General features: G+C 40.5%; 18 protein-coding genes. 9 read left to right on the forward strand and 9 right to left on the reverse strand.

Features of this window, described 5'->3' with window-relative positions:
• The first annotated feature begins 1 nt into the window (after position 1).
• From G9X63_RS02815 to G9X63_RS02835, 5 genes are all read left to right on the forward strand, one after another.
• Complete coding sequence (locus G9X63_RS02815) at positions 2–922, forward strand: carbohydrate kinase family protein (RefSeq protein ID WP_252624082.1); 921 nt, start codon at positions 2–4, stop codon at positions 920–922.
• A 26-nt stretch (positions 923–948) separates the two neighbouring features.
• On the forward strand, positions 949–4,086 hold the full coding sequence (locus G9X63_RS02820; protein WP_252624085.1) for a SusC/RagA family TonB-linked outer membrane protein: 3,138 nt from the start codon (positions 949–951) through the stop codon (positions 4,084–4,086).
• Between the two features lie 61 nt (positions 4,087–4,147).
• Positions 4,148–5,854 (forward strand): RagB/SusD family nutrient uptake outer membrane protein, encoded by a 1,707-nt coding sequence (locus tag G9X63_RS02825; RefSeq protein WP_252624087.1) that lies wholly within the window; start codon positions 4,148–4,150, stop codon positions 5,852–5,854.
• A 101-nt stretch (positions 5,855–5,955) separates the two neighbouring features.
• On the forward strand, positions 5,956–7,413 hold the full coding sequence (locus G9X63_RS02830; protein ID WP_252624089.1) for a glycoside hydrolase family 32 protein: 1,458 nt from the start codon (positions 5,956–5,958) through the stop codon (positions 7,411–7,413).
• Positions 7,414–7,707: 294 nt separating this feature from the next.
• Positions 7,708–7,857 (forward strand): hypothetical protein, encoded by a 150-nt coding sequence (locus G9X63_RS02835; protein WP_252624091.1) that lies wholly within the window; start codon positions 7,708–7,710, stop codon positions 7,855–7,857.
• A 210-nt stretch (positions 7,858–8,067) separates the two neighbouring features.
• Here G9X63_RS02835 and G9X63_RS02840 read toward each other — a convergent pair whose 3' ends face one another.
• The 4 genes from G9X63_RS02840 to G9X63_RS02855 form a co-directional block, all read right to left on the reverse strand.
• Positions 8,068–10,239 carry a B12-binding domain-containing radical SAM protein gene (locus tag G9X63_RS02840; RefSeq protein ID WP_252624094.1) on the reverse strand — a complete coding sequence of 724 codons (2,172 nt, stop codon included), beginning with the start codon at positions 10,237–10,239 and terminating at the stop codon, positions 8,068–8,070.
• Positions 10,240–10,423: 184 nt separating this feature from the next.
• The gene (locus G9X63_RS02845) at positions 10,424–11,131 is read right to left on the reverse strand and encodes an alpha/beta hydrolase (RefSeq protein ID WP_252624097.1); all 708 of its coding nucleotides are present in this window, start codon (positions 11,129–11,131) and stop codon (positions 10,424–10,426) included.
• Positions 11,128–12,438, reverse strand: a complete 1,311-nt coding sequence (locus G9X63_RS02850; RefSeq protein ID WP_252624100.1) for a flavin-containing monooxygenase — start codon at positions 12,436–12,438, stop codon at positions 11,128–11,130. Before G9X63_RS02850 ends, G9X63_RS02845 begins: the two co-directional genes overlap by 4 nt.
• Before the next feature lie 153 nt (positions 12,439–12,591).
• The gene (locus tag G9X63_RS02855; protein ID WP_252624103.1) at positions 12,592–13,479 is read right to left on the reverse strand and encodes a DUF4382 domain-containing protein; all 888 of its coding nucleotides are present in this window, start codon (positions 13,477–13,479) and stop codon (positions 12,592–12,594) included.
• A gap of 261 nt (positions 13,480–13,740) precedes the next feature.
• Between G9X63_RS02855 and G9X63_RS02860 the strand changes: the two genes are divergently transcribed.
• A complete protein-coding gene (locus G9X63_RS02860) occupies positions 13,741–14,943 on the forward strand; it encodes a hypothetical protein (RefSeq protein WP_252624106.1) in 1,203 nt (400 codons plus the stop codon).
• Complete coding sequence (locus G9X63_RS02865; protein WP_252624108.1) at positions 14,937–15,800, forward strand: DMT family transporter; 864 nt, start codon at positions 14,937–14,939, stop codon at positions 15,798–15,800. Before G9X63_RS02860 ends, G9X63_RS02865 begins: the two co-directional genes overlap by 7 nt.
• On the opposite strand, the gene G9X63_RS02870 is transcribed toward G9X63_RS02865, so the two are convergent.
• The 3 genes from G9X63_RS02870 to G9X63_RS02880 form a co-directional block, all read right to left on the reverse strand.
• Positions 15,797–16,093, reverse strand: a complete 297-nt coding sequence (locus tag G9X63_RS02870) for a hypothetical protein (protein WP_130895107.1) — start codon at positions 16,091–16,093, stop codon at positions 15,797–15,799. The genes G9X63_RS02865 and G9X63_RS02870 overlap by 4 nt on opposite strands.
• Positions 16,094–16,183: 90 nt before the next feature.
• The gene (locus tag G9X63_RS02875; RefSeq protein WP_252624110.1) at positions 16,184–18,562 is read right to left on the reverse strand and encodes a zinc-dependent metalloprotease; all 2,379 of its coding nucleotides are present in this window, start codon (positions 18,560–18,562) and stop codon (positions 16,184–16,186) included.
• Between the two features lie 29 nt (positions 18,563–18,591).
• Positions 18,592–19,542, reverse strand: a complete 951-nt coding sequence (locus G9X63_RS02880; RefSeq protein WP_252624112.1) for a phytanoyl-CoA dioxygenase family protein — start codon at positions 19,540–19,542, stop codon at positions 18,592–18,594.
• Between the two features lie 116 nt (positions 19,543–19,658).
• On the opposite strand from G9X63_RS02880, the gene G9X63_RS02885 reads away from it, so the two are divergent.
• Positions 19,659–20,504: an AraC family transcriptional regulator gene (locus G9X63_RS02885; protein ID WP_252624114.1), complete on the forward strand. Its 846-nt coding sequence runs from the start codon at positions 19,659–19,661 to the stop codon at positions 20,502–20,504.
• A gap of 50 nt (positions 20,505–20,554) precedes the next feature.
• Here G9X63_RS02885 and G9X63_RS02890 read toward each other — a convergent pair whose 3' ends face one another.
• Positions 20,555–21,463, reverse strand: a complete 909-nt coding sequence (locus tag G9X63_RS02890) for a nuclear transport factor 2-like protein (protein WP_252624116.1) — start codon at positions 21,461–21,463, stop codon at positions 20,555–20,557.
• Between the two features lie 173 nt (positions 21,464–21,636).
• Here G9X63_RS02890 and G9X63_RS02895 point away from each other — a divergent pair, with 173 nt between their 5' ends.
• Positions 21,637–22,128, forward strand: a complete 492-nt coding sequence (locus G9X63_RS02895) for an ester cyclase (protein ID WP_252624118.1) — start codon at positions 21,637–21,639, stop codon at positions 22,126–22,128.
• Between the two features lie 18 nt (positions 22,129–22,146).
• Here the strand turns inward: G9X63_RS02895 and G9X63_RS02900 are convergent, their stop codons facing one another.
• Positions 22,147–23,328, reverse strand: coding sequence for a helix-turn-helix domain-containing protein (locus tag G9X63_RS02900; protein ID WP_252624121.1), 1,182 nt, complete (start codon positions 23,326–23,328; stop codon positions 22,147–22,149).
• Positions 23,329–23,349: the final 21 nt, after the last annotated feature.

A 23,349-nucleotide genomic window follows, 5' to 3' on the forward strand; every position in this document is an offset into this window, starting at 1 on the left:
TATGCAGAGTCATAAAAACAAGATCATTTGCTTTGGCGAAATGCTTTGGGATATGCTTCCTACAGGAAAAATGCCTGGTGGAGCCCCCATGAATGTTGCTATTCAATTGAAAAATATGGGTAATAATGCTGTAATCATTAGTAGAGTAGGCACAGATGATTTAGGGAATGAGTTGCTCAGATTTATAAAAGATAATGGGCTATCAACGCAATTTATCCAACACGGACAAACGCACCTAACTGGTGTTGTGAAAGTGAATATTGAAGATAAAAATAATGTTAGCTACAAAATTGTCAAACCCGTAGCTTGGGATTATATCGGAGTAGAAAATGATGCATTGGAAGCAGTTAAACATTCGGATTGTTTCGTCTTTGGAAGTCTTTCAGCCAGGTCAGAGGAAACCTTTAATACACTTAAAATACTCTTGGAGGTGGCAAAGTTTAAAGTGTTGGACATTAATTTACGCCCACCTTATTACAACAAAGAAACTATCACGTTTTTACTGAAAAAAGCAGATTTTCTGAAACTTAATCACCTTGAATTAGATGAAATATCAGGCTGGTTTTGTACCAAAGGGACAATTCAAGAAAACCTAAATCATTTGTCCGAATTATTTAACATCGATACGATTTGTGTAACACAGGGTGAAGATGGAGCAATGCTTTTACATCAAAAGGAGTTTTTCCACAGTTCGGGATTTGTGGTTGATGTAGTGGATACAATTGGCAGCGGTGATTCTTTTTTAGCCTCCTTTATCTCAAATTTCTTAAAAAACGTCGCCCTAGAAAATGCCCTGATTGAAGCATGTGCAGTGGGAGCATTTGTGGCCACCCACCATGGAGCTTCTCCTCTTATTTCCAAAGAACAAATTCAGCTTTTAATAAATAATCATTCAGTACGAGTTCCTTTTAGTAAAGTTTAATACATACAATTAAAACAATTCAAATTATGAAAAAAACCCTATTATCTTTTATTGTGATGTTTTTAACATTACAAGCGGCTTACGCCCAACGCCAGGTGACTGGCACGGTCCGAGGAGGCGACAATAATGTGCCTCTCATCGGTGCAAGTGTACTAGTGACTGGTACAAAAATTGGTGCAATCACCGATGTAAATGGCAAGTTTTCAGTTTCAGTTTCTGAAAGTGCTTCTACTATTCAAGTAAGTTTTAGTGGGTATGAAAAACAGGACGTATCCATTAAAGGAGTTAGCGATGTACAAATTACCTTAGCTTATGGAAAAGAATTGAGCGAAGTAGTAGTAGTTGGTTATACATCTCAAAGAAAACAAGACTTGACTGGATCAGTGGTGGTGGTTGATTTGAAACCCATCAAAAATATCAGCTCAGGTAACCCGATGCAATCTTTGCAGGGGCGTGTACCTGGTTTGTATATTGAAAAAGATGGTTCTCCTAATGGAAGTAACTCTCGAATTTTGATTCGTGGAGCCAATACGTTGGGGAATAATGACCCATTGTATATCATTGATGGAATTCCAACGACTCGTCCTGAAGTTTTCCAAAACATGAATCCGTCAAATATTGAATCAGTTCAGGTCTTAAAAGATGCCTCTGCCGCATCTATCTACGGAGCAAGAGCCTCAAATGGGGTTATTATAGTTACCACAAGAAATGGGGCTAATTCAGATGGAAAGATTGAATTTCAATTCAATAGCAGTATTTCTGCGCAATCAGAAAAATCCATGCGTTTTAATATGTTGAACTCTTTGGATAGAGGAAAAGCCTTGTGGCAAGCCTCCGTCAATGATGGACAAGACCCTGCTGCTGGTTATGGTGATATATATTCTTTTGACTGGAATAATAATTTTCAAAGTCCAAAATTAAATGGCGTTACCCTTAAACCTTACGTAGGTGGAGACGCCAATACACCAGTCGGTGATACTAATTGGCAAGATGTCATGTACAAAACAGGTATTATCACAAAAAATGATTTTACTGCTTCTTATGGCAACAAAAATTCTTCGTTAGAAATCAATATTGGGCAATTGAAAAATACGGGGATGTTGCGTTATACGAACTACGACCGTTTGAGCGGAAGCATCAACGCCATGACGCGTGCATTCAATGATAAATTAAAGTTTGGTGTTAATCTTCGTGTCGCGAATTCAAATGAAACACTTACTGCAAGAGATTTGGGAGGTGCTTCAACTACTTTTTTAGCTACTACGCTAGTCCCTACCATTCCTGTTTTTCAGAAAGACGGCAAAACCTATGCGGGTGCATCAGGTGGAGGCTATTCGGATAGAAATAACCCATTGCACATGCAAGAACTTGCGAAATGGAACAATGCAAATCGTTTGAGTTCATTTGGAAATATTTTCGTAGAAATTCAGCCGATCAAAAATCTCTTTTTTAAATCGAATTTGGGCGTTGATAACGCGACATACTTAAATAAGGTGATAACGCCTACATTTTCGGAAGGTGCTTTTAACCGTACGACAAATAGCTTAGCTTTTGACCAAAATCATTACATCAGTACTACTTGGTCAAATACATTGCGTTATAATTGGGATTTGAATGCGAAGAATCAGTTCAAATTTTTAGTTGGTACTGAATATATCAAAACAGATTTGGATTTTCAATTCACGAAGAAAGAAGGATTTGCTCTTCAGTCAGAAGATTATTTTACGCTAAATGCTGGAACAGGAAACACCACTGTTTCAGGAGGTTCTACAGGAAGTCGTTTATTCTCTCAATTTGTTCGTGTTGATTATAATTTTTCAGATAAATATTTAGCTGCGGTTACAATTCGTCGTGATGGTTCATCTCGTTTTGGTTCAGATAATCAATATGGAATTTTCCCTGCAGCCTCTTTAGGTTGGAGAATTGACCAAGAGAATTTCATGAAGAGTAATAAAATTTTCTCTGAACTCAAGGCAAGAGTCGGCGTAGGTCGTGTAGGTAATCAACAAATTGGTGATTTAGCTCGTTTTGGTTTATTTGATACAAGATACGGAACAACTCAGGCTCAATTAGTGGGTGGTTTTTGGGAACAATATATGAACATCGGTACAGCTTATTCTTTGTCAGGAGCTAATACCGGGACATTGCCTTCAGGATTCGTTCAAACACAAGCGGCCAATTCGGGATTAAAGTGGGAAACTACAGATGAAATTAACGTAGGTCTAGATTATGCTATTTTGAACAATAAAATTTTCGGATCATTTGATTATTTCACGCGTAATACTTCCGGCATTTTGATTACGCCACCAGTAGCGGCAACGCTTGGTGAGGGACAATCAAAAGCAGTTAATGGTGCATCAAAATCAAATAAAGGCTGGGAATTTGTATTAGGATACCGTGGATCAGTAGGAAATGATTTGAAATTCAATCTTGTTTCAAACTTTGCACATTTCAGAGATGAAATTACCGAATTGCCAGAAAATGTACGTCCAGCTTATGCAGGGAACTTGGTAAATACCATTATTGGACATTCACAATTTGATATTTTCGGTTACAAGACCAATGGACTTTTCCAATCGCAAGCTGAAGTAGATGCGGCTCCTAAACAAATAGGTGCTGGCCCAGGAAGAATTCGATATGTGGATATTAACGGAGATAATAGAATTGATGATTTGGACAGAACTTGGATTGGTACCACTTTACCAGCACTTGAATATGGATTACGATTGGATTTGACCTATAAAAAATTCGATGCCTCTATTTTCGGTTCAGGTGTAGCGGGTAGAGAAGGTTTTGATGTGTATACCGTTTTCAATAATTTAATGAGAAGTAGAGAAAATGTTGGTCCCGGTGTATTTAACGCATGGACACCCCAAAACACAAATACCAATGTGCCTGCTCTAACATTGAAGGATAACAATGGGGAAGGTCGTACATCTGACTATTTCATCGTCAATACTTCGTATTTCAAAATGCGAAACATACAAGTAGGTTATACCCTCACTCCTAAATCTGTATTTTCAAGAATTCGTTTTTATGGAATGGCTGAAAACCTATTTTGGTTAAAAAGCAAGAATTACTTGAGCCCAGATCCAGAGCGTATTGACCTTGACCCTGTGCCGATTCCAAAAACCTTCACTTTCGGAATTAACGCATCTTTTTAAACCTAAATCGAATTAATGAATGACCTCCAAGGGGGTAATAAAACTTAAATTTTTAAAAAAAATGAAAAACATAATAGTTTCAACTATAATCGTTTCGAGCCTATTTTTATTCGGCTCCTGCCAGGATGAACTAAATTATACACCCACAGGTGTATTGTCTTCATCTGATTTGACCTCTCCAGCGGCCATTGATGGTTTGGTGACATCTGCTTATGCGGCCATTGGAAATGGTGATATGATTGGACCCATCTATAGTGACTGGGTATACGGAAGTGTTCGTTCTGACGATGCCTACAAAGGTGGGGGTGGTACGGGTGACGTTGGAGAAATAGATGCCCTAGAACACTATAATCTGACTACTCCCACGCTTGGTGCTTTTGTAACTCGTTCTTGGCAAAACCTTTTCAAGTCAATTTCTAGATGTAATGTCGCCCTTCGTGCCGTAAATACTCTAGATGAAGCCAAATATCCATCTAAAAAAATACGTTTAGCTGAATTGCGTTTTTTAAGAGGGCATAGCTACTTTGTTATGAAAAGATTGTACAAAAACATTCCTATTTTCGATGAAACTATTTCTGATGAAGAGATTCTAAAAGTTTCTAATACGATAAGTAATGATGAATCTTGGAATAAAATTGCGGCTGATTTTCAATTTGCTATTGATAATTTACCAACTACACAACAAGAGGTAGCTCGTGCAAATAAGTTAGCAGCTCAAGCTTATTTAGCCAAGGTGCGGTTGTACCAGGCTTATGAGCAAGATGCAACTCATAAAGTTGTAAATATCAATAAAACAAGATTGCAAGAGGTTGTTTCCCTTACACAAGCAGTTATTTCTTCCGGGAAATATAGATTAAGCTCGGACATTGCAGATAATTTCTTGCAGGAAACGGAGAATGGTCCAGAATCCATCTTTGCTATCCAATTTACTGTAAATGATGGAACGACCGCAGGACGTATGAGCTACGAAGATGGATTGAATTATCCGCATGGTGCTCCACAATATGGATGTTGTGGATTTCATGCAGCTAGTCAAAACTTAGTGAATGCACATACAACGGATATTGACGGTTTGCCAAATTTTGAAACATTCAATGAAAGCAATGCAAATCTAAATACTCAAACCGTTGATCCACGCCTTGACCACACCGTTGGAATCGATGGACACCCATATAAATATGATAATTCAAAACCTTTCAACAATAGTTGGGTACGTGATGCAGGTGTATATGGCAATTTTCATACCATGCGTTTTCAACAATTGGCCTCTAGTAGTTCATATTTCAAACTTGGACCATTTATGGGAACTGCAAAAAATTATGATATTCTACGCTTCGATGATGTCTTGTTAATGCAAGCCGAAGCTTACATTCAATTAGGACAACAAGAGAAAGCCTTAGACATCATTAATCAAATCAGAAATAGAGCAGCGGCAAGTACGGGAAGACTAAAAAAAGCAGACGGAACATTTGCTTCCAAGTATAATGTAAAGCCTTATTCATCTACAACCTGGACACAGAATTTTGCTTGGAAAGCATTAATGTGGGAGCGTAGAATTGAATTTGCTACAGAAGGCTCACGTTTTTTTGACCTAGTTCGTTGGGGTATTGCTGAACAAACTCTTAATGAATACATTTCAAAAGAGAAAGTTAGAAGACCGTATTTAGCTACAGCGAAATTTACAGCTGGAAGGGATGAATATCTACCAATTCCACAAGCGGAAATCACTTTTACGAATGGTTTATACAAGCAAAATCCAGGTTTCTAAAACATCTAACAATTTTAGTAGAGGTTAAGAATGATTCGAATGGTAGTAGTTTTTTACTACTACCATTTTTTTCTAATTCATCAATTATAAACTCAAAATCAATGCAAAAATTAGTCACTTTTTTGGCTGTTGTATGCCTGTTAAATGCTTGCATCCCATCTGCAACTTACCGTCCCGCTTACCATTACACTCCGGAGAAAAATTGGGTGAACGACCCCAATGGATTAGTCTATTTGGATGGAGAGTACCATCTTTTTTATCAGTATAATCCAGCGGGAGATAAATGGGGGCACATGAGTTGGGGGCATGCTGTGAGCAAAAACCTTAAAACTTGGGAAGAACTACCGCTTGCCATTCCTGAAACGATGAACGCGGATGGTTCAACTAACATGGTATTTTCAGGAGCGGCCGTTGTGGATAGTCTAAATACGTCGGGCTTTTTTGAGAAAGGTTTTACCAAAGGTATGGTGGCCATATATACTTCTCACTTAAATAAAAATGGAGAAGGTATGGCACAGAGTCAAAGTTTGGCTTATAGTTCTGACAAAGGAAGAACATGGAAATTCTATGATAAGAATCCTGTCTTAGCTATCGGTTTGAAGGATTTCAGAGACCCCAATGTGTTCATGCAGGAAGGAAAGTGGAAAATGATTGTTGCAAAACCACTGGAATTTATGGTGCAGATCTATGAATCTACAAATCTGAAAGAGTGGACATTATTGAGTGAGTTTGGCAAAATGGGTGATGTAGCAAAGATTTGGGAATGTCCATCTCTATTTAAGGTTCCTGTCGAAAATTCAGATAATTCAAAATGGGTAATGCTGGTTTCGAGCGCAGCGGAGGCCACAGAATTTACTGGGATGCAATATTTCGTAGGGGAATTTGATGGAAAATCATTCGTGTCAGACAAACAAGAAGGGGTTTTAAGATTGGATCGAGGGAAAGATTTTTATGCTGCAATCCCCTTTCAAAACCTCCCTTCAAAAGACAAAAATCCAATCATTATGGGTTGGGGTAGCAACTGGAGCTATGCAGGAGATATTCCTTCAGAAGGTAGGAGAGGGATGTTTTCTATGCCACGAAAATTATCTTTGGTCAAAGAAAATGGGCAATTTCGTTTAGTTCAAAAGCCAATCTATTCCAATCGTATCCACTCCAAAGAGTTAATACTGAAAGCGAGTGAATTGACAAAACCGAAAACTTGGGAAATGAAAAATAATTCCTACAAACTAGGCTTAGTTATTGACTTAGGAAATTCCAATGGTTTTGCAATGGAATTGCTAAAAAATGAGGAAGAGAAATGTGTGCTAACTTATAATGCAATGACTCAAAAATTGTTTTTTGACAGAACCAAGTCTGGAAAAATTGACTTTAACAAAAATTTCACAAGTATCGAAACTTTGCAGGTGGTTCCCCAAAATGGCGTCCTGAAACTGGATATTTTTGTAGATAATTCAATTGTTGAAGTATTCGCCAATGAAGGTGAAGCCGTATTGACTGATTTGGTTTTCCCCCAAAAAAATGGAGGGAAAATAATCCTTTCTTTGTTAAAAGATTAACAAGGAACCAAGTTTAATTTATTCCATTTGGTTTAATTATTCATTAATTGTTCCCAAATATTCGAATTATTAATTTTCGATTAAAAAGTAATAAAAAAGAATATTCAGGAAAGAATTATTCCCTGTTCGTACCTTAAAAAAATCTGTAGGTTGTTTTGAAATGGTAAATACGGTTCCTTTTTATTTTTTATATAAATGGTTGATCCCGCCTTATGAGGCTACTGGAACTATCATTTATTTTAAAAGGGTTGTCAAATTTTTGAGATCATTTTTATTACTTTAAGGCATTTAATTATGGAAACATTTGCTGCAATTAAACTTGGTCCTAAGCTAAATAAAATTGGTGGTACCCCGAATGAAAGACGTGGGATAAAACCAAAAAGCAAACCCAAGCACCCAACATTGAAACCTCATATTCATAAATCTGGAGATTCTAAAAAGTAGGTTAGGGTGGTGCTAAAACCGAAGCAGAACGACCTGATTTGATACAATTTCGATACAATTAGACTAACCAATATGATACCTATACTATTATATTTTGACGTTTTTGTTCGATTTGAGTTCAGTCAGATTTGTTTCATTCCCACCGTCCGGACCGCCAACTAAGAGAAAAGCTTCAAAGAAATTTGAGGCTTTTTTGTTTTCAGCCCGGTGCTATATTACTAATAGCCCCATCTCCCTTAACTCTTCCGCGATTTCTCCCTGCCAGAAGTTTTCGAAATCACCTAAGCCTGCCTTTGAAAATGCCGCTTGGAATTCAGCAAAGATTCCTGTTTTTTCAGCGCCCAAGGATAAGTTGGGCAATTCATCCATAAGCCAGGCACCCAGTTTTCCAGAAACCTCTAATTCAACTTCTTCTTTCCCTAAACTGAATAATAGGTATTTTTTAGTCTTCGTAGGAACTGGTCCGAGCCAACAAATTTTTGAGGTGGGTTTAGGCATCGATTCTGCCGAAGGTGCTAGAATGCGTTTAATATAGTTTTTAGGAATTTGCGTGCGGGGAATTTTGAATTCAAACCATTCCTGCAACGGCATATCTAATCCAATTCCATGCATATAATTGAACAAGGATTTCTTTAGGCCTTCACTAAACAAGGCATGGTCAGTTCCCGTTGGATCCGCATGCTCTAAATCGTTATTTGCAAATGTTCCTGGTTCAGGATTTAAGATTTGGATCTGATAAGCAGCTGGATGTAGGCCTACTGGACTATGCGCGGTTAACGCAAATTGATGCCAAAATCCCGAATGCATCACCCCATTTTCCACCAGCTGTCGTACCACTTCCAGTGAATCCACGGTCTCTTGTGCGGTTTGGGTAGGAAATCCATACATCAAATAGGCGTGTACTAAAATGCCGGCTTGTGTAAAATGATCCGCTACTTGCGCCACTTGGGCTACCGTTACGCCTTTATCAATTAGTTCCAGCAATCGATCCGAGGCCACTTCCAAACCACCAGAAACAGCGATACAGCCCGATCGAACGAGTAATTGGCATAAATCTTTGGTAAAACTCTTCTCAAAACGAATATTCGTCCACCAAACAACGGTCAAATCCCTGCGGATAATTTCGAGTGCCACTTCGCGCATCAAGGCTGGCGGCGCCGCTTCATCCACAAAATGAAAACCATTGTTACCCGTTTGCTGAATCATCGCCTCAATACGATCGACCAGCATAGGTGCCGTCGTAGCCTCGTAGTCTTTGATATAGGATAAGGAGATGTCGCAGAACGTACATTTTCCCCAATAACAACCGTGCGCAAGAGTCAATTTATTCCATCTTCCATCGCTCCACAAACGGTGCATCGGATTCGCAATCTCAATGACCGATAAATAGGAATCCAAGGCTAAATCTGAATAATCCGGAATACCCACATCCTTTTGCTTCACATCGGAATCCTTCGACCCATTCAGGTAGGTAACGGTTCCATCGATGCAACAAAACGTGCGTTTCAAATCTTTTAATTCCCGAGAACCTTTCAAATACTCTAGTAGATTCATCAAAGGCGTTTCCCCGTCATCCAGCGTGATAAAGTCCACAAATTCAAACACGCGCGGCTCTTGTAAAGAGCGTAATTCCGTATTCGCATAACCTCCACCAAAGGCTACTTTGATAGCAGGATGGTGTTTTTTAATCCACTGTCCACAACGCAAAGCACTGTATAAATTGCCTGGGAATGGTGCGGTGATGGCGACTAGATCAGGTTTTTCTGCCTCGATTTTAGCCTTTAATATATCTATTAGTAATTCATCGATGTAGGTCAGCGGGGCATTCAAGGCCTGGTTTAACTCTTGAAAACTCGAGGCAGACCTGCCCAGGCGTTCTGCGTAGCGACTAAACCCAAAATGCGGATCCACCGAATCAATAATTAAATCAGAAATATCTTCTAAATAAAGCGTCGCTAAATGCCGCGCTTTATCCCGCACCCCCATGCTCCCAAAGGCCCATTCTAAATCTGAAACTTGTTGAAAACGAGACGCTTCCGGCAAGTAGTTTTGCTCCGCAATGACGTGCGCAAGGGTGGGGTTTTTATCGTGTAAAAAGGAAATAACTGGGTCAATCGTGCGAATGTAGGACTGTTTCAGTCGAAGCATACGCTGCCCATTTTCATTCAGCTTTTTGCCTGAATTTTCAATGTGCGCAAATAAGTTCTGTAGTCCGTTAGCGGAAAAAAGCTGGAGAATGACTTCTAGGCCTAAGTCAGCCTGATAAGAGGCCAAACCTTTGGTATTCAAAAAACCCTTCAAATAAGCCGTCGCAGGGTAGGGCGTATTTAACTGGGTAAAAGGAGGGGTAATGAAAAATACCTTGGGGTCTTTTGTGCTCATCTGCCTCAAAAGTACTTCAAATGCACTAAAAAGAAAAGGCTATCTATTGATAGCCCGCTTTCTTCTTTTCTCTTTTTTCTTCTTTTTTCTCCTTCGGAGTTTTCACGGCTTCTTTCTTTGCCGCCTTTTGGGAATTCATGCCTTTGGCCATCTTTTTGGGGTTTAGGCTGGCAAGGTCGGGAATTTATTTGAAATGTGGAATACCTAACCACTCTTTTATCACCTGAGCCGTTAACTCAAAGTCCTTATCCAGCATCAAATCATGCGAGCCTCCCTCAATGATTTCTAGTTTTGCGTCGTATTGTTTTGAGGTTTGTTCAAATTCCTTTACTGTAATCAATCCATCAGCTGAACCTCCCACCACTAACATCGGAACGGTGCTTCGATGAAAGACCGGAATAAATAAGCCCAAATAAGCAAGGAACGATTCCGCGCACATAAAAGAGGCGAAATGAGAAGTTCCATTGAACATTAATTGCGGATACTTTTTGAATCCGCCAAGCAAATTCAATTGAAGTAAATAGGGAATCAATCCTGGGTAGCGAAAGAGCGCTCGCAAGCTCGCGCGCAAAACGCAAGAAGGAGGAACCGAAGACATCAAAATAGCCTTTTTACACCTCCCCGTTTTAAGAAAACGTTGCAGAATCATCCCGCCCATGGAATGACCGATGATGATGGGAGGCTGCTCTAGTTTTGAAACGACTTGGTGTAGGGACTGAACATAATCGCCTAAAGAATACGAAATGCGCTGAGTGCTTCCCGGTGTTTCGTGCCCAGGTAGATTCAGTGCGATGCATTCGTAACCTAGTTCTTGGAAATAGGGGACGAAATTCTCCTCCCAACACCAAGCGCCGTGACTCATACCGTGCACAAAAACGATCGTTTCTTTCATGAAACTGGGGTTTTGCTCACGTAGTTGTTAGGTAGATGTTTCTTAAGCTGCTTCACGAACAAATGAAAATCCACCGTGATCGTATGACGCGGGGTTTTGATTTGATTCAAGTGGGGATGGGTGACTTCTCTTTGGCATAATTCAGCGATGTTTTCTGGTCTTTTCCAAAGTCCTTTAATCTCTCTCGCCGCAATTTTACTCTGCAATTCAGAACCTGGCCAAATACAACCCAGTGGCTGGAACATGCCCACGAAATACAGATTTTCGTATTTCTCGTGCAACATTTTCAAATACAAAGGAACATCGCCTTCACTGTAATTCAGGAAGTCTTTTCTAAAGAAGGGATGTTCTAAAATATACCCTGTACAAGCAATGATCGTATCAAATTCCTCCACAGATCCATCTTTGAAATGGACATTTTTACCCTCAAAATGATCGATATCGGGTTTAGGAAACACTTTGCCATGCCTCACTTTATACAATAATTCCTCATTGATCGTGGGATGGGTAGCCGTGATGCTATGTTCTGGCTCAGGAAGTCCATAATTTTTATTGGACCCAGAGAATATTTTGACGGATAATTCAGACAAGAAAAATTTCAATTTTGTGGGTAACCAGGCTAAGCGCGAGGCGACCACATCACTCGGTTTTCCAAACAAAAACTTGGGCACGATCCGGTACCCTCTCCTCCAACTGATACTTGTCTTTTTGCTAACGCGACTCGTCTCCACCGCTACGTCACAAGCTGAATTTCCCCCACCAATCACTAAAATACGTTGATCGCGAAAAGGTTCTGCTTTTTTGAATTCGTGTGAATGCATGAATTTGCCACTGAATTCTCCAGGATATTGAGGCATTCTAGGCAGCCAATGGTGCCCGTTGCAAACTACAAGGTGGGTAAATGTTTCTATTTTTTCAACTCCATTATGCTCCGTTTTTACCACCCAGTTCTTCGCTTCGTCTAGTTCACAAGATTTCACTAACGTATTGAATTCAATGTGTGGATACAGATTGAAATGGGCGGCATAGCCTTGAAAATAACGTCTCAGTTGATCGTGAGAAGGATAGTCAGGCATTCCTTTTTCAAAGTCATCGAATGTGAAGTCCTCGTATTGCGATAAGGTTTTCGAACTAATGATGTGCGTCGTCTCGAAAACACTGGAGTGTCCCGTTTTCTCATTGTAGACCCAATTACCGCCTACTTCCGTATTGAAATCATAACAGACAACCTCCAGGCCTTGATCTAACAGGTTTTTTAAGGCGGTGATTCCGGAAGGTCCGGCACCGATTACGCACACTTTTTGCATGGTTTAGAGAGTCTTTTTTCAAATATAGCAAAAAGACGAACTTGTTCCCATTTCCGCAAAAGGGAACAAGTTCGTCTGAGACTCCTACTGGTTTTCTACTTACTGTAGTGGCCGCAAGTTTAAAGTCTTATACTTACATATGAAACAAAAGCATCAAAGACTACTCGAAACTAGAGTTGATTTTTTACTTTCCACAAGCACTCCCGTTATTATTTTTTCAACCGTAGGAATACCTGAGCTATTTTCTGATACCACAATTAATTCATACGTTCCTGCAGCTAAAAAGGAGAATTGGAAGTTTCCTGTTAAATCTACCTTAGTACTTGTGGTGGCCCCAGGGAATCGTACATTTTCTCCTGAGGGTTCGTTACTCTCGCTAGTTGTGTATTTATCTTTTTCATACACATAGACTACATACTTGCTTGTATTAAGTACATTTGAAATAGTCCCTTTTATCTCTCCGGCTTGATTATTTACAATAATTTTAATGGTAGGATTCAAGATGTAGGTACTTCCTGAGCCAGTCAAAATAATTGATTTTCTAAGATCAAAATCTGAGGTAACAGAGACTGTTCCATTAATAGGTACGGTAAAATTGCCTATCGCTTTATAGCCTGATTGGGAGCCACTTGGAACATATAATGGTTTCTTTTCACCAGTGGTTAATTCGACATAACATCCTGGATTTGTTGGGGTATTTGCTCCTCTAGTGGGAGCATCTAATTTAAAGCGAAGTCCTGTGTAGATTCCAGAGCTTAAACTATATTCGCCTAATAAAGAAGACTTTCCATTTTGCAAATCAAGTAAATTAACAATTTGTGGAGTAGTAAATTCGGAAGCAGTTGTCCAGTTGCCGGCGCTGTTTTGGTATTCTAATCCTGTAAAGGTGACATAAACTGCTTTCACATTACTAGCATCAATGGGGGAGTCGGTAACACTTAAAGCTAATTTTCCTGTGCCAGAGGATGTATCCTCTTTTTGGCAAGAAAAAACCAGAGCAGCAATAAAAAGGTACAAGGTGATAGTTGTTATACGTTTCATGGCGTTGATTATTTGGTTTTTTACAAAACGAAAATGATTTTAAAAAAGTGCCATGCTAAGTTAAAATTTTTGAAATCGTTCCAAGTTAAGTCTTCCACTTTCTTTAAAAATAAATGTTCCCAGATTCGCAAAAGGGAACAAATGCATCCGCTGCAAAATTGTCCAAATGAGTCCAAATAGACTCAACAGGTCTTCTGTTGGAATGGCAGATTTGGCCTGAATGAATTAAATCGTATATTGAGTGGTAATTGTTCTAAATCTATGCCAGCATCGGTACCCATCAGTTTTCATGAAAAGAAGTGGTTAGTTAAAATCATCCAAGATGTGTATGGTATTCAGGTGATCGATGCCTATTCCTGCCAAAAACTAAGCGAAGAACTAGAGCGAAAAGCTAAAATCTCTATTTCGTATAATACGTTGAGAAGGCTTTTTGGCATTATTAAAGGACCCACGAATGCCTCCCGATTTACACTAGATAGCCTTTGTAAGGGAATAGGCTATGCTGATTTCACCTCTTTTCAGCAAGCAGTAAGTCAATTCGAAAAAGATTTTTTCAACGAAATGCTCATTTTGAATCGCTTGGGAAATCGAAAAGATGATCAAATTATCTTAGGGATAGTTCAGCAATTTCAAATGAAGACCTGGGATGAGGTATACCAGTTTAAATCGATTATTGACCTTTGTTTGGAAGTCAAAAATTTCGATTTATTGACCCAAATCTTTGAAATCCCATTTGACACGAAGAGTGAGGATGTGACTTGGCGACTCTACGTGTCCTTCCAGTCGATTTACGTGCAAAGTTGCCAAAATAACGAGGCAGTCATCAACTATGTTGCTGAATTATTGAAGACGAATGAACTGGCTCAGCGAATTCTATTGCAGTTATTTGTGGAAGAGGATGGCTTACAAGGCTACTATGGTAAATGGCTTCTAGCGACTTCGGATGATTTAGTGGAAGATATGCCGGTCTTTAAAAATCTGATGTTATGCCAGCTAGCTTTTGAGTTACGGGATATCCCGGGTGCTCAGCGTCACTTAGCGTTGAGTAAACAATCTTTTCAGGAAGGTATGCATCCTAATTTAAAGGGGCGAATTGCTGCCTGGGATTATATCTTGGAATCAAAATCAGAAACGGCTCATCAATTTTTTAATGGATTGCAGGACTTCTCGTCTAAACTTTCTTTTTTGGTCTTTTTCTATCGATTATTGGAAGTGTATCAGCAGGATTTTAGCGTTTTTGATTTTATTGAGGGATTTGTCGTGGACGATTTATTGATTAATTTTTCGTTTCCAGAAAAGCATAACCTGAATAAAATGTATTTGTTAAAAGCCAGATACTTTATCCTGAAAGGCAATAAAGTGCAGGCGCGCGCAGCGATGAATCAAATCAACCTGCTCTATATTTACAGTTGTGATAAAGGCTGGGTAAATCAGCAGGTAGCCATTATAGAAGCGGCATGTTAGGTTTTTTGTATATATTATTAAGTTCTGCTTTTTATGGCTTTAGTAATGCCTATTGGAAAAAAGCGATTCAGGATGCCCCCTTTTTGCAAGTCATTTTTAGTAGAGGCTTGTATACCACTTCGTTTTTTGGTCTTTGTTATTTGGTGGATTATCAGTGGGGGATTTTCACCCCTTGGGTAGGTGCGCGACCGGTATTTACGACCTCGCAACTGGCGATGAGTATCGGTTTGTGCGTTTTTAGTTCGTTTGGCCTGTATTTTTTTGTTCGCTCCATGAAATCTGAGGCAGTCTCACTGGTAGCGCCTGTTTCTTCGATTAATCTCTTTGGCTTGCTGACCGCGGTCTTATTTTTAGGGGAGTCTTGGGAATTTAGCTATTCGATGGCAAGCCTTTCCGTGGTGGGAGGTGTTTTTTTACTCTTCCAAAGTGATTGGCATTTTAGCTCGATAAGCTCTTTTATGAAGGCTTTAGGAGGCAGTATTTTAGCTTCTTTTTTCTGGGGCGTGTCCTATGCTTTATTTAAGTATCCTGTGGCTTGGCTCGGCGTAATCCCGTTTTCCTTTTTATTAGAATTGTGCGTGACCTTATGTGCAGGAGTCTTTCTTCTTTTCCAAAGGAAAAATTGGCAGCAAATCCCTCAAACACCCATCCGAATGCTCGCCCTCTTCATTATTTTAGGATCGATTTTTCTGAACATTGCATACAAGACCGCAACGATTACACAAATCATCTTTGTCAGTAAATCACAACTCGTTTTAACCTTGATTTTTGGCCAAATCCTCTACCGCGAAAAAGTGAAGGCTTTGCAATTACTGGGAATTGCTTTACTTATTTTGTCGATTTACCTGGTCATCTAAAGCATCATCGCTACATAACTCTTCAATCCGAAAGCTTCTTTAGGCCGTAAATGCCGTAGCGAACAAAAACGATTTTTCGTGAGGGCGATGAAGGTGTCAGCTAGTACCAGATTTTCGATTGTCCGTACCTGAACCACGTCATTTACTGGGAAGGTATTCACTAATTTTTTCCAGCGAAATAATCGAAGTGAGTAGACTTCAATCATCCCATTACGGACGCTTACTTCACGCCCCTCTTTTCCCATTAATAAAACGTAAAAAGGACTTTTGCAGAGATAGTATTTTGTTTCCATAGCGTTTTAATTTCTATGGAATAAAGCTACGCTAACCGCAGGATACATCCTTTGGCCAAATAGGGCCAAATGTGTTCAAACGAGTACAGCCTATTCGAAACAATCCATGCCAATAGGCGCACCATCCGGAATCATCGGCGTCTGCATCGGTTTCCAATCCGCTGGATTCGCTTTGAATTGATCGATTGTTTGAACAAGATAGCTTGCGAAAGCGCCAGGCTTTTTGCTGTACATAAATCGAATTCCTTTAACAGACTCATTCACTTCTGCCGCCGCTAAAGGAGAAATAGATGGCGCATTTAACACATTCAATAAAGACGAAACTACTTTGAAATTGATGGTCTCTTGCGTGGCTTGCAAATAGGGATCCGTGTGTGCCGTGTAAAGGGTTGCGTTTAACAAGGTGCTTAATGTCTCAGAAACCCCTAATTGTTGCGCATTCACCGCTTTATTTCCTGCTAAACGAGATAAGCGATCTGGATGTAATAAGAAGTCCAAGGTGAAATCGGCAGCGGATTCCACTGCCCCCATCGGATCAAAGGTGATGCCGGTCTTGCCTTTAAACGATTCGCGCGTCCGGTCATGATTGAAAGCGCGTGGAGGGAAGAGGGCTAATTTATCCTTAGGAATCGCTAGTGTGCGCGCGTCCAAAGTCTGGGTCACCGCTTTTAAAGCTAGTGTTTGTAAAGCAACTGAAGCAGGTTCTAAGACTAATTCCTTGCCGCCTCTCACCGCGTAATTGTATTCAGAACCGCCAATGATTTTCGTGGTCGCTTCGGTTTGGTAACGATGTAAGAAATACAAGGGAACGAAGACGTCTTCCAGGTGAGAATAGGTTTCGTTCGGTCGAATGTTGTGAACGGAGAAGTTAGCTATCGCTTTTTTTCGAACTTGCAAAATGTGATCTAGTTCGTCTACAATCGTTTTTCCATTGTCCCAAAGGTGTGCATAAATGTGTGCTCCACCCGGGTTGCGCGCGTCGGAGTCGGTGATGAAGCGAAGCCCTTTGGCATAGGCTTTATCAATGACTTGATTTAATTCAGCTGTTGTTTTGTGATCGCCGTATGCGTAATCAACTGATACTTTATCCCAATCCCCGATTTTCGTATCGTAGACGTGGCTGAAATCTATTTGATCCCCTTTGAAATCAATCTGTGGATGGGGATAATCCATCACGCTCGAATTCTCCCTTGCACTCGCTGCATAATTGTGTGCAAAACCTAGTGTATGGCCTATTTCGTGCGCCGCCAGTTGTCTGATACGGGCCAAAGACATGGCCATCATCGGTCCATTCGCCGAGCCATCAACCGCAAACGGGGCGTTCATCAACGCTTGAGCGATCAAGAAATCTTGGCGGATTCTAAGGCTGCCTAAACTCACATGGCCCTTCATAATTTCGCCCGTACGCGGATCTGTAATCGAAGCGCCGTAACTCCAGCCCCTAGTGGAACGGTGCACCCATTGGATGACGTGGTAGCGCACATCCATCGGATCTGCGTCCTCCGGCAATAATTTGACCTGAAATGCATCTTTGTATCCGATCGCCTCGAATGCCTGGTTCCACCAGCGACCACCTTCCATCAAGGCTGAGCGAACCGGTTCTGGGGTGCCATTGTCTAAATAATAGATGATCGGCTTAACTGCCTCGCTAACGGCAGCTTTAGGGTCTTTTTTCTCCAGCCGGTGGCGCGTTATCCATTGCTTCAATACCACCTCATTGACTGGGGAAGAATAATCTTGGAACGAGATCGTGTTTGCTCCTGAACGTGGATCAAACAAGCGTGGCTCGTATTTATTGTCCGGTAATTCGATAAAAGAATGGTGTTCCACCACCGTCACGTAATCCGCATTTGGTACAACGGAGCGAACTTCAGCTCCTGTTCCATTGCCTGCAAAAGTCAGACGAGCCTCGAATTCCGTGTTTTTAGGGAATGATTTAGTGCGGTCTAAGGCCAAAGAGCTTTTGGACTTATCTAAACTATACGACCCTTGCTTAGCCTGCGTTAAGCGCTTTAATACGCCATGCGCGTCTTGCATCAGAAAATCGGTGATGTCGATTAAGTAGGCTCCATCCGAAGCGCTTTCGATCTTAAATCCATACAACACGGACTTGGCAAAAGCCTGTTGCACGGATAATTTCTCCAATTGATTGCTTGTATTCGCCCGGTATTGGGTATTGGGCTGCACCAGGAAAATTTTGTTTCCTTGTTTTTCAAAGAAGACCACTTGCTCATTTCCCAGCTGTCCTCGGTCTAATCCGAGGTCATTGTTTCCCACGCCTTGCGCTAGGGAATAGGTATACAAAAACTCCTCATTCAGCTTTTTGACCTCTAAAAAGATCTTGTCATTCGACTCATCGTAGTAGAAGTTGAAATAACCCGTGTGGGCTTTCATAGATTTTACTTTCTCAGCGATTTGCGCGGTGGTGCTAAAGCTGATTAAGGCGAAAAGAAGGAGCAGTTTTTTCATGCTCTAATGTAAGAATTATTTTGCTGTTTTTACCAGCGATCTAATCCGAGAATCTTTTTACCTAATGCATTCAGGCTAGCCGTTTCGTATTTTGTTTGTTCCCATTTGCGTGGATCGCCTGGGAAAGCATAGCCTTCAGGAGCGATGCGGTCTCGCCACGAGTTTACGCGCCATTCGCGCAAGGAATCGTTATCTTCCTCCGCTGGCATCATCGAGATATATTGGGCACAACGTACTTTGTCGCTATTATTCGCTCGGATTCCGTGAGGTTGCAAGCTATTGAAAATCAACAGGTCTCCTGCTTCTAATTTGACTTTAGTAGGGGTAAAGCCGGTCGTATCTGGAAGGAAGCGATTGCGATCCTCCGGTTGTGTTAATTTCCAGGTATCATAATTGCGAAAAAGTTCAGGGATGCACTGGAAGCCTCCCATATTCTCATCTAATTGATCCGCTAAGGCCAAAACGCCTTGCACATTCACCGGTCTTGTTTCTGGATCGTAATCCCAGTGAATAAAGGCTTTGTATTCATGACCTGGACGAATAGGGAAATTTAAATTCGCGCGATCGATGGTCACCCACAATTTCTCTGTTCCCCAAATATCAGCAAAGGCATCATAGACCCGCTGTTCCGAGCGATTATTCCATTGCAATTGGCTATTATAACATTCTACCATTCCCGTGTTCGCTAACTCTTTCATCTTCATTTCAGCCCGTGGCTCCGTATACCAGGTGGAGGAATCATTCGGATCTTTCTCTTCAAACTCATACAAGAATGCCGCAGTCTTCAATGCTTGTTCTCTCGGAACCGCCTGCTTAATCACGACATAGCCATTATGTTTCCAAAACGCCCAATCCTCTTCGCTTAATACACGAAGTGGCTCGCCGTTCGAACGGTCGTTTAATTTTACCGCACTGCTCTTTGCGGTGGAGGGATTGCCGGGAATATCGTAGTGGCCGTTGTTAGGGATGTCAGTTTTCATAGGTGTTTATTTTGTATGCCAAAGGTATAGCGACCTGAGCCTCTTTTTTTCTGCTCTATTGATAATTATTTGCACTGTATTGATATTTTATTTCATCATTTAACTATTTTAGGCAAATGAAATTGAATTTAGAGCAAATTCTGCCGGATAGTGATAGTTCGTTTAGGTTTCTATTGACCCCTAAATTGAATGAAGTTTTCTATTGGCATTTTCACCCCGAAATCGAATTAGTGTATGTAGAGGCAGATAAAGGAATTCGCCACATTGGGGAACATATCTCGACTTATGAGGGATGTGATTTGGCCTTAATCGGATCCTATATTCCTCACTTGAATTTCGATTATGGCGTAAAGGCCACGGTGGAGACGGTTGTGATTCAGTTTCCAGAGACCTATTTCGAGAGTGGATTGGTTCGAATTCCCGAATTAAAAAAGGTAGTAGATCTGATGGAACGGGCGAAAACGGGACTTGCCTTTACGGGTGAAACGAAGCGGATCGCCGGTGTACGGTTGAAAAAATTAGCACATTTGGATCGATTTCATCAGTTTATGGAGTTGATGAGCATCTTCCAGTTTTTGGCAGTATCAGACGAATATGTGGACCTCGAAGTTCGCCCCATTTCCAGCCAAACCATCCTCAAACAACAAGAACGGATGCACCGCATCCATCAATTCGTCGAAGCAAATTTCCAAAAACCCATCGACACCCAGCAAATCGCGAATGAAGTCAACCTTTCTCTTTCGGCCTTTTGCCGTTATTTTAAGAAAACGACGAAACTAACTTACACCGATTTCGTGAATCAATACCGCGTCCAATACGCGAAGAAACTCTTGATTCAAGACAAGAACGTTACTGAGACTTGCTTCGAAACCGGCTTCGAAAGTCTTTCCTATTTCAATCGGATCTTCAAGAAATGGACAGGGGAGGCACCGTCGAGTTTTAGGAAACAGCGGTTAAAATAAAAGGCCGAAGAACAATGTCCTCCGGCCTCTTTAAAAATGCTTAGCAAGGATTATTTTCTCCCTTGAGAATATTGATCAATACCGGAGATTTTTCCGTTTAAATCAAATTGGAAAATTTCAACTAACGATTTGTTCCAAACAGAACCATCCTTAGAAACACGCTTCTCAGTAGAAGTGACAAATACACCTGAAACTGGATCCGTATAGGCGATCTTAATAGGAAGAATGCTTGTAAATTTCCAGTCTAGTGAAGTATAACCATCCATCATTTGGCTAAGGTCTTTTTTTGTCAACTCTGATTTGTTGCCATCAAAGTCAGTGATTTTCACCTTTTCAGCGAAGAAAGTTAACACTGTAGCAACATCCATCGCATTATAGGCTTTGTTGAATTTCTCCATAGCTTCAATCTCACCGCGATTTGAGAATTGGAATGCTCTGCCATTTACTTCATTCTTAGGATCCTCCGTAATATATTTTCCGCCTGTTGTTTTGCCGAATTCGTTAGTCGATGGAATTTTCGAGTATTGATTGAAGTTACTGATTTTGCCATCCTTGTTTATTTCGAATATCTCAAAAAGATTCATTTTCTCTTTTGAACCATCTTTTGCTTCACGCGTTTCTTCTGATTGCAATAATACAATTTCATTCTTTGAACCGGCTACTTTAATAGGCAAGATCGCCATAGGTACATCATTTACATTCTTGATATAGTTGTGCCATTTCTTGTTGAATTCAACCATGTCCTTTTGCATTTCTGAAGAGTAATACGTTAGTTCCTTTTCAGAATCATTTGCATTGTATGCTTTAACCGCATCTAATACTACCTGGCTGCTTTTTTCAGAACCTAATTGAAATGCTTTTCCAGCATCTGGGCCAGAGAAATACTTACCTGCTGTCGTTTGTGCCGAGACACTGAATGTCGATGCGATGATCGCACCTGCTAGAACAAATTTTTTCATTGGGATTAATTTTTTTGATTAGGTCAGCAAGTACGCTTGAAAAAAGGGTCTGTGGAAAGAAAAGGAGAATGCATTTGTTCCCAAATGCGCAAAAGGGAACAAATTCGCTCAGCCTAAATAAGCTTTAGCGATGGAGATGAACTAGGTTTGGTAAACATTAAAAAACAACAACAATGAAAAAACTTATTTTATCACTTTGTGCAGCGGTGGGATTATTCTCTTGCACGTCAGAGGCGGAGCAAAATGCCATTGTAGGCAAGGCTAATGTAGCTTATTACGGGCGTGTTTGGGAAGTGGCCATCAATGAAGGTCGCACCAATATCTTGGATTCAGCTTATGTAGAGGATGCTGTTTTGCATACCGTTCCAGAAGTAAAAGGCAAAGCGAATTGCAAAGCCTATTACGAAAACTTTGTAACTGGTTTCACGGAGCGTCAATTTATAGTGAAGGAAATCTTTGCGGATGGCGACAAATTAGTCAAGTACTGGCAGTTCAAAGGAAAGCACACGGGTAATTTCTTTGGCATTCCTGCAACGGGAAAATCGGTAGACGTTATCGGTTGTACGATCGTGAAAATGAAGGATGGAAAAATTGCTGAAGAGCAAGATTTCATGGACAATATGGTATTGATGACGCAATTAGGTTTACTGCCAGCAAGTAAATAAGTGGATAAAGGCGGGGGCTTAGGCTCCTGCCTTTTCTTTGATATACGTAGAAGGGGTCACCCCTTTGCGCGCCTTGAAGGCATCGATGAATTTTGAACGCGAGACGAAACCAGCATCTGTTGAAATGGCTTCGATGGTGATCTTCTTCGCATTTCCCTCCTCTATTAATTGACACGCATATTCAATGCGCAAATCATTTTTCCATTCTCCAAAGGTCTTTTCCATCTCCTTATTGAAGTAATTCGACAGGAATCGCTCGGGCATTTTTAGGTCAAAGGACATTTGTGACAAGGAGAAGTCTTTCTTCACAAAGGGGTGTGAGGCTAAATAACCCTCTAATTCCCTTTCAAAGGCATAAAAGCTACTGGATTTCTTGGGTAAACTAGATTTGATCTCTTGTAAGATGGTCCCTTCGCTTAATTCAACCTCGTAGGAAACGTTACCGTAGAGGATTTTGGGGAATAAAAACAAAATGAAGTTTTGGACAAAAAATCCACCACCACAAATCGCAAAGAAACGCGCTTCGCTGAAAATGACGTTAGACGGTATACCTAAAATGGCATAATTGTGGGCATATACTGTTAACATATGGCCTAGGCTATTTCCTGCTATAACTAATTGTAAAAAAATGAGAGAGAAAATCCACTTTTGAATTAAGCGGTGATTCGAGGGTAAAGCACCGTACTTCAGCAGGAGATGACGCTTATTCACAAGAAAATAGATCACAGAAGCCACACAATAGAGAATTAAATGGATAGAACGGCCATATAAAATCTGTTCAAAAGTGACCCATTGGAAATTCAAATTATAATCTTCTGTGATATTCACAATCTCGTGCGCCATCGCCGTCTTCGTCGCTAAGGACAAAGTCGTGAAAGGTAAGGTGGCTAATCCCGTAAAAATCGCCGGAATCAAATGCAATAAATCAGACAAATGAAGTTGCTTGTCTTCTGAAACGGTGTGTTTGACATAAAAAAACAAAGCAGGGCCGAGCAAGAAGGAGAGTGGTAAAAAGTGTACAAAACAGATGCCCTCCCAAAACTCGATTTTACTATAATGCAACCCAAAATACACCATCAATACCGAATTACAGCACAAGAAAAACAAGGCCAAAAACGTATTGGATCTATTCAATGAACTAAGGTAGTACAAGAGAATAAAGGAGGTGAAAATGCCGAACAGCGGAGCTAGTATTGCCAAAACTTGATATTAATCAGCTAC

It is taken from the genome of Aquirufa antheringensis, assembly GCF_023921165.1.
GTDB lineage: Bacteria > Bacteroidota > Bacteroidia > Cytophagales > Spirosomataceae > Aquirufa > Aquirufa antheringensis.

What these genes read in the sequence shown, in the direction of transcription:
- G9X63_RS02825 (WP_252624087.1), top strand. Translation starts at nt 4,148, where the DNA reads ATGAAAAACATAATAGTTTCAACTATAATCGTTTCGAGCCTATTTTTA.
- G9X63_RS02860 (WP_252624106.1), top strand. Translation starts at nt 13,741, where the DNA reads ATGCCAGCATCGGTACCCATCAGTTTTCATGAAAAGAAGTGGTTAGTT.
- G9X63_RS02820 (WP_252624085.1), top strand. Translation starts at nt 949, where the DNA reads ATGAAAAAAACCCTATTATCTTTTATTGTGATGTTTTTAACATTACAA.
- G9X63_RS02875 (WP_252624110.1), bottom strand. Translation starts at nt 18,562, where the DNA reads ATGAAAAAACTGCTCCTTCTTTTCGCCTTAATCAGCTTTAGCACCACC.
- G9X63_RS02870 (WP_130895107.1), bottom strand. Translation starts at nt 16,093, where the DNA reads ATGGAAACAAAATACTATCTCTGCAAAAGTCCTTTTTACGTTTTATTA.
- G9X63_RS02890 (WP_252624116.1), bottom strand. Translation starts at nt 21,463, where the DNA reads ATGAAAAAATTTGTTCTAGCAGGTGCGATCATCGCATCGACATTCAGT.
- G9X63_RS02830 (WP_252624089.1), top strand. Translation starts at nt 5,956, where the DNA reads ATGCAAAAATTAGTCACTTTTTTGGCTGTTGTATGCCTGTTAAATGCT.
- G9X63_RS02850 (WP_252624100.1), bottom strand. Translation starts at nt 12,438, where the DNA reads ATGCAAAAAGTGTGCGTAATCGGTGCCGGACCTTCCGGAATCACCGCC.
- G9X63_RS02880 (WP_252624112.1), bottom strand. Translation starts at nt 19,542, where the DNA reads ATGAAAACTGACATCCCTAACAACGGCCACTACGATATTCCCGGCAAT.
- G9X63_RS02845 (WP_252624097.1), bottom strand. Translation starts at nt 11,131, where the DNA reads ATGAAAGAAACGATCGTTTTTGTGCACGGTATGAGTCACGGCGCTTGG.
- G9X63_RS02815 (WP_252624082.1), top strand. Translation starts at nt 2, where the DNA reads ATGCAGAGTCATAAAAACAAGATCATTTGCTTTGGCGAAATGCTTTGG.
- G9X63_RS02895 (WP_252624118.1), top strand. Translation starts at nt 21,637, where the DNA reads ATGAAAAAACTTATTTTATCACTTTGTGCAGCGGTGGGATTATTCTCT.
- G9X63_RS02840 (WP_252624094.1), bottom strand. Translation starts at nt 10,239, where the DNA reads ATGAGCACAAAAGACCCCAAGGTATTTTTCATTACCCCTCCTTTTACC.
- G9X63_RS02865 (WP_252624108.1), top strand. Translation starts at nt 14,937, where the DNA reads ATGTTAGGTTTTTTGTATATATTATTAAGTTCTGCTTTTTATGGCTTT.
- G9X63_RS02835 (WP_252624091.1), top strand. Translation starts at nt 7,708, where the DNA reads ATGGAAACATTTGCTGCAATTAAACTTGGTCCTAAGCTAAATAAAATT.
- G9X63_RS02885 (WP_252624114.1), top strand. Translation starts at nt 19,659, where the DNA reads ATGAAATTGAATTTAGAGCAAATTCTGCCGGATAGTGATAGTTCGTTT.
- G9X63_RS02855 (WP_252624103.1), bottom strand. Translation starts at nt 13,479, where the DNA reads ATGAAACGTATAACAACTATCACCTTGTACCTTTTTATTGCTGCTCTG.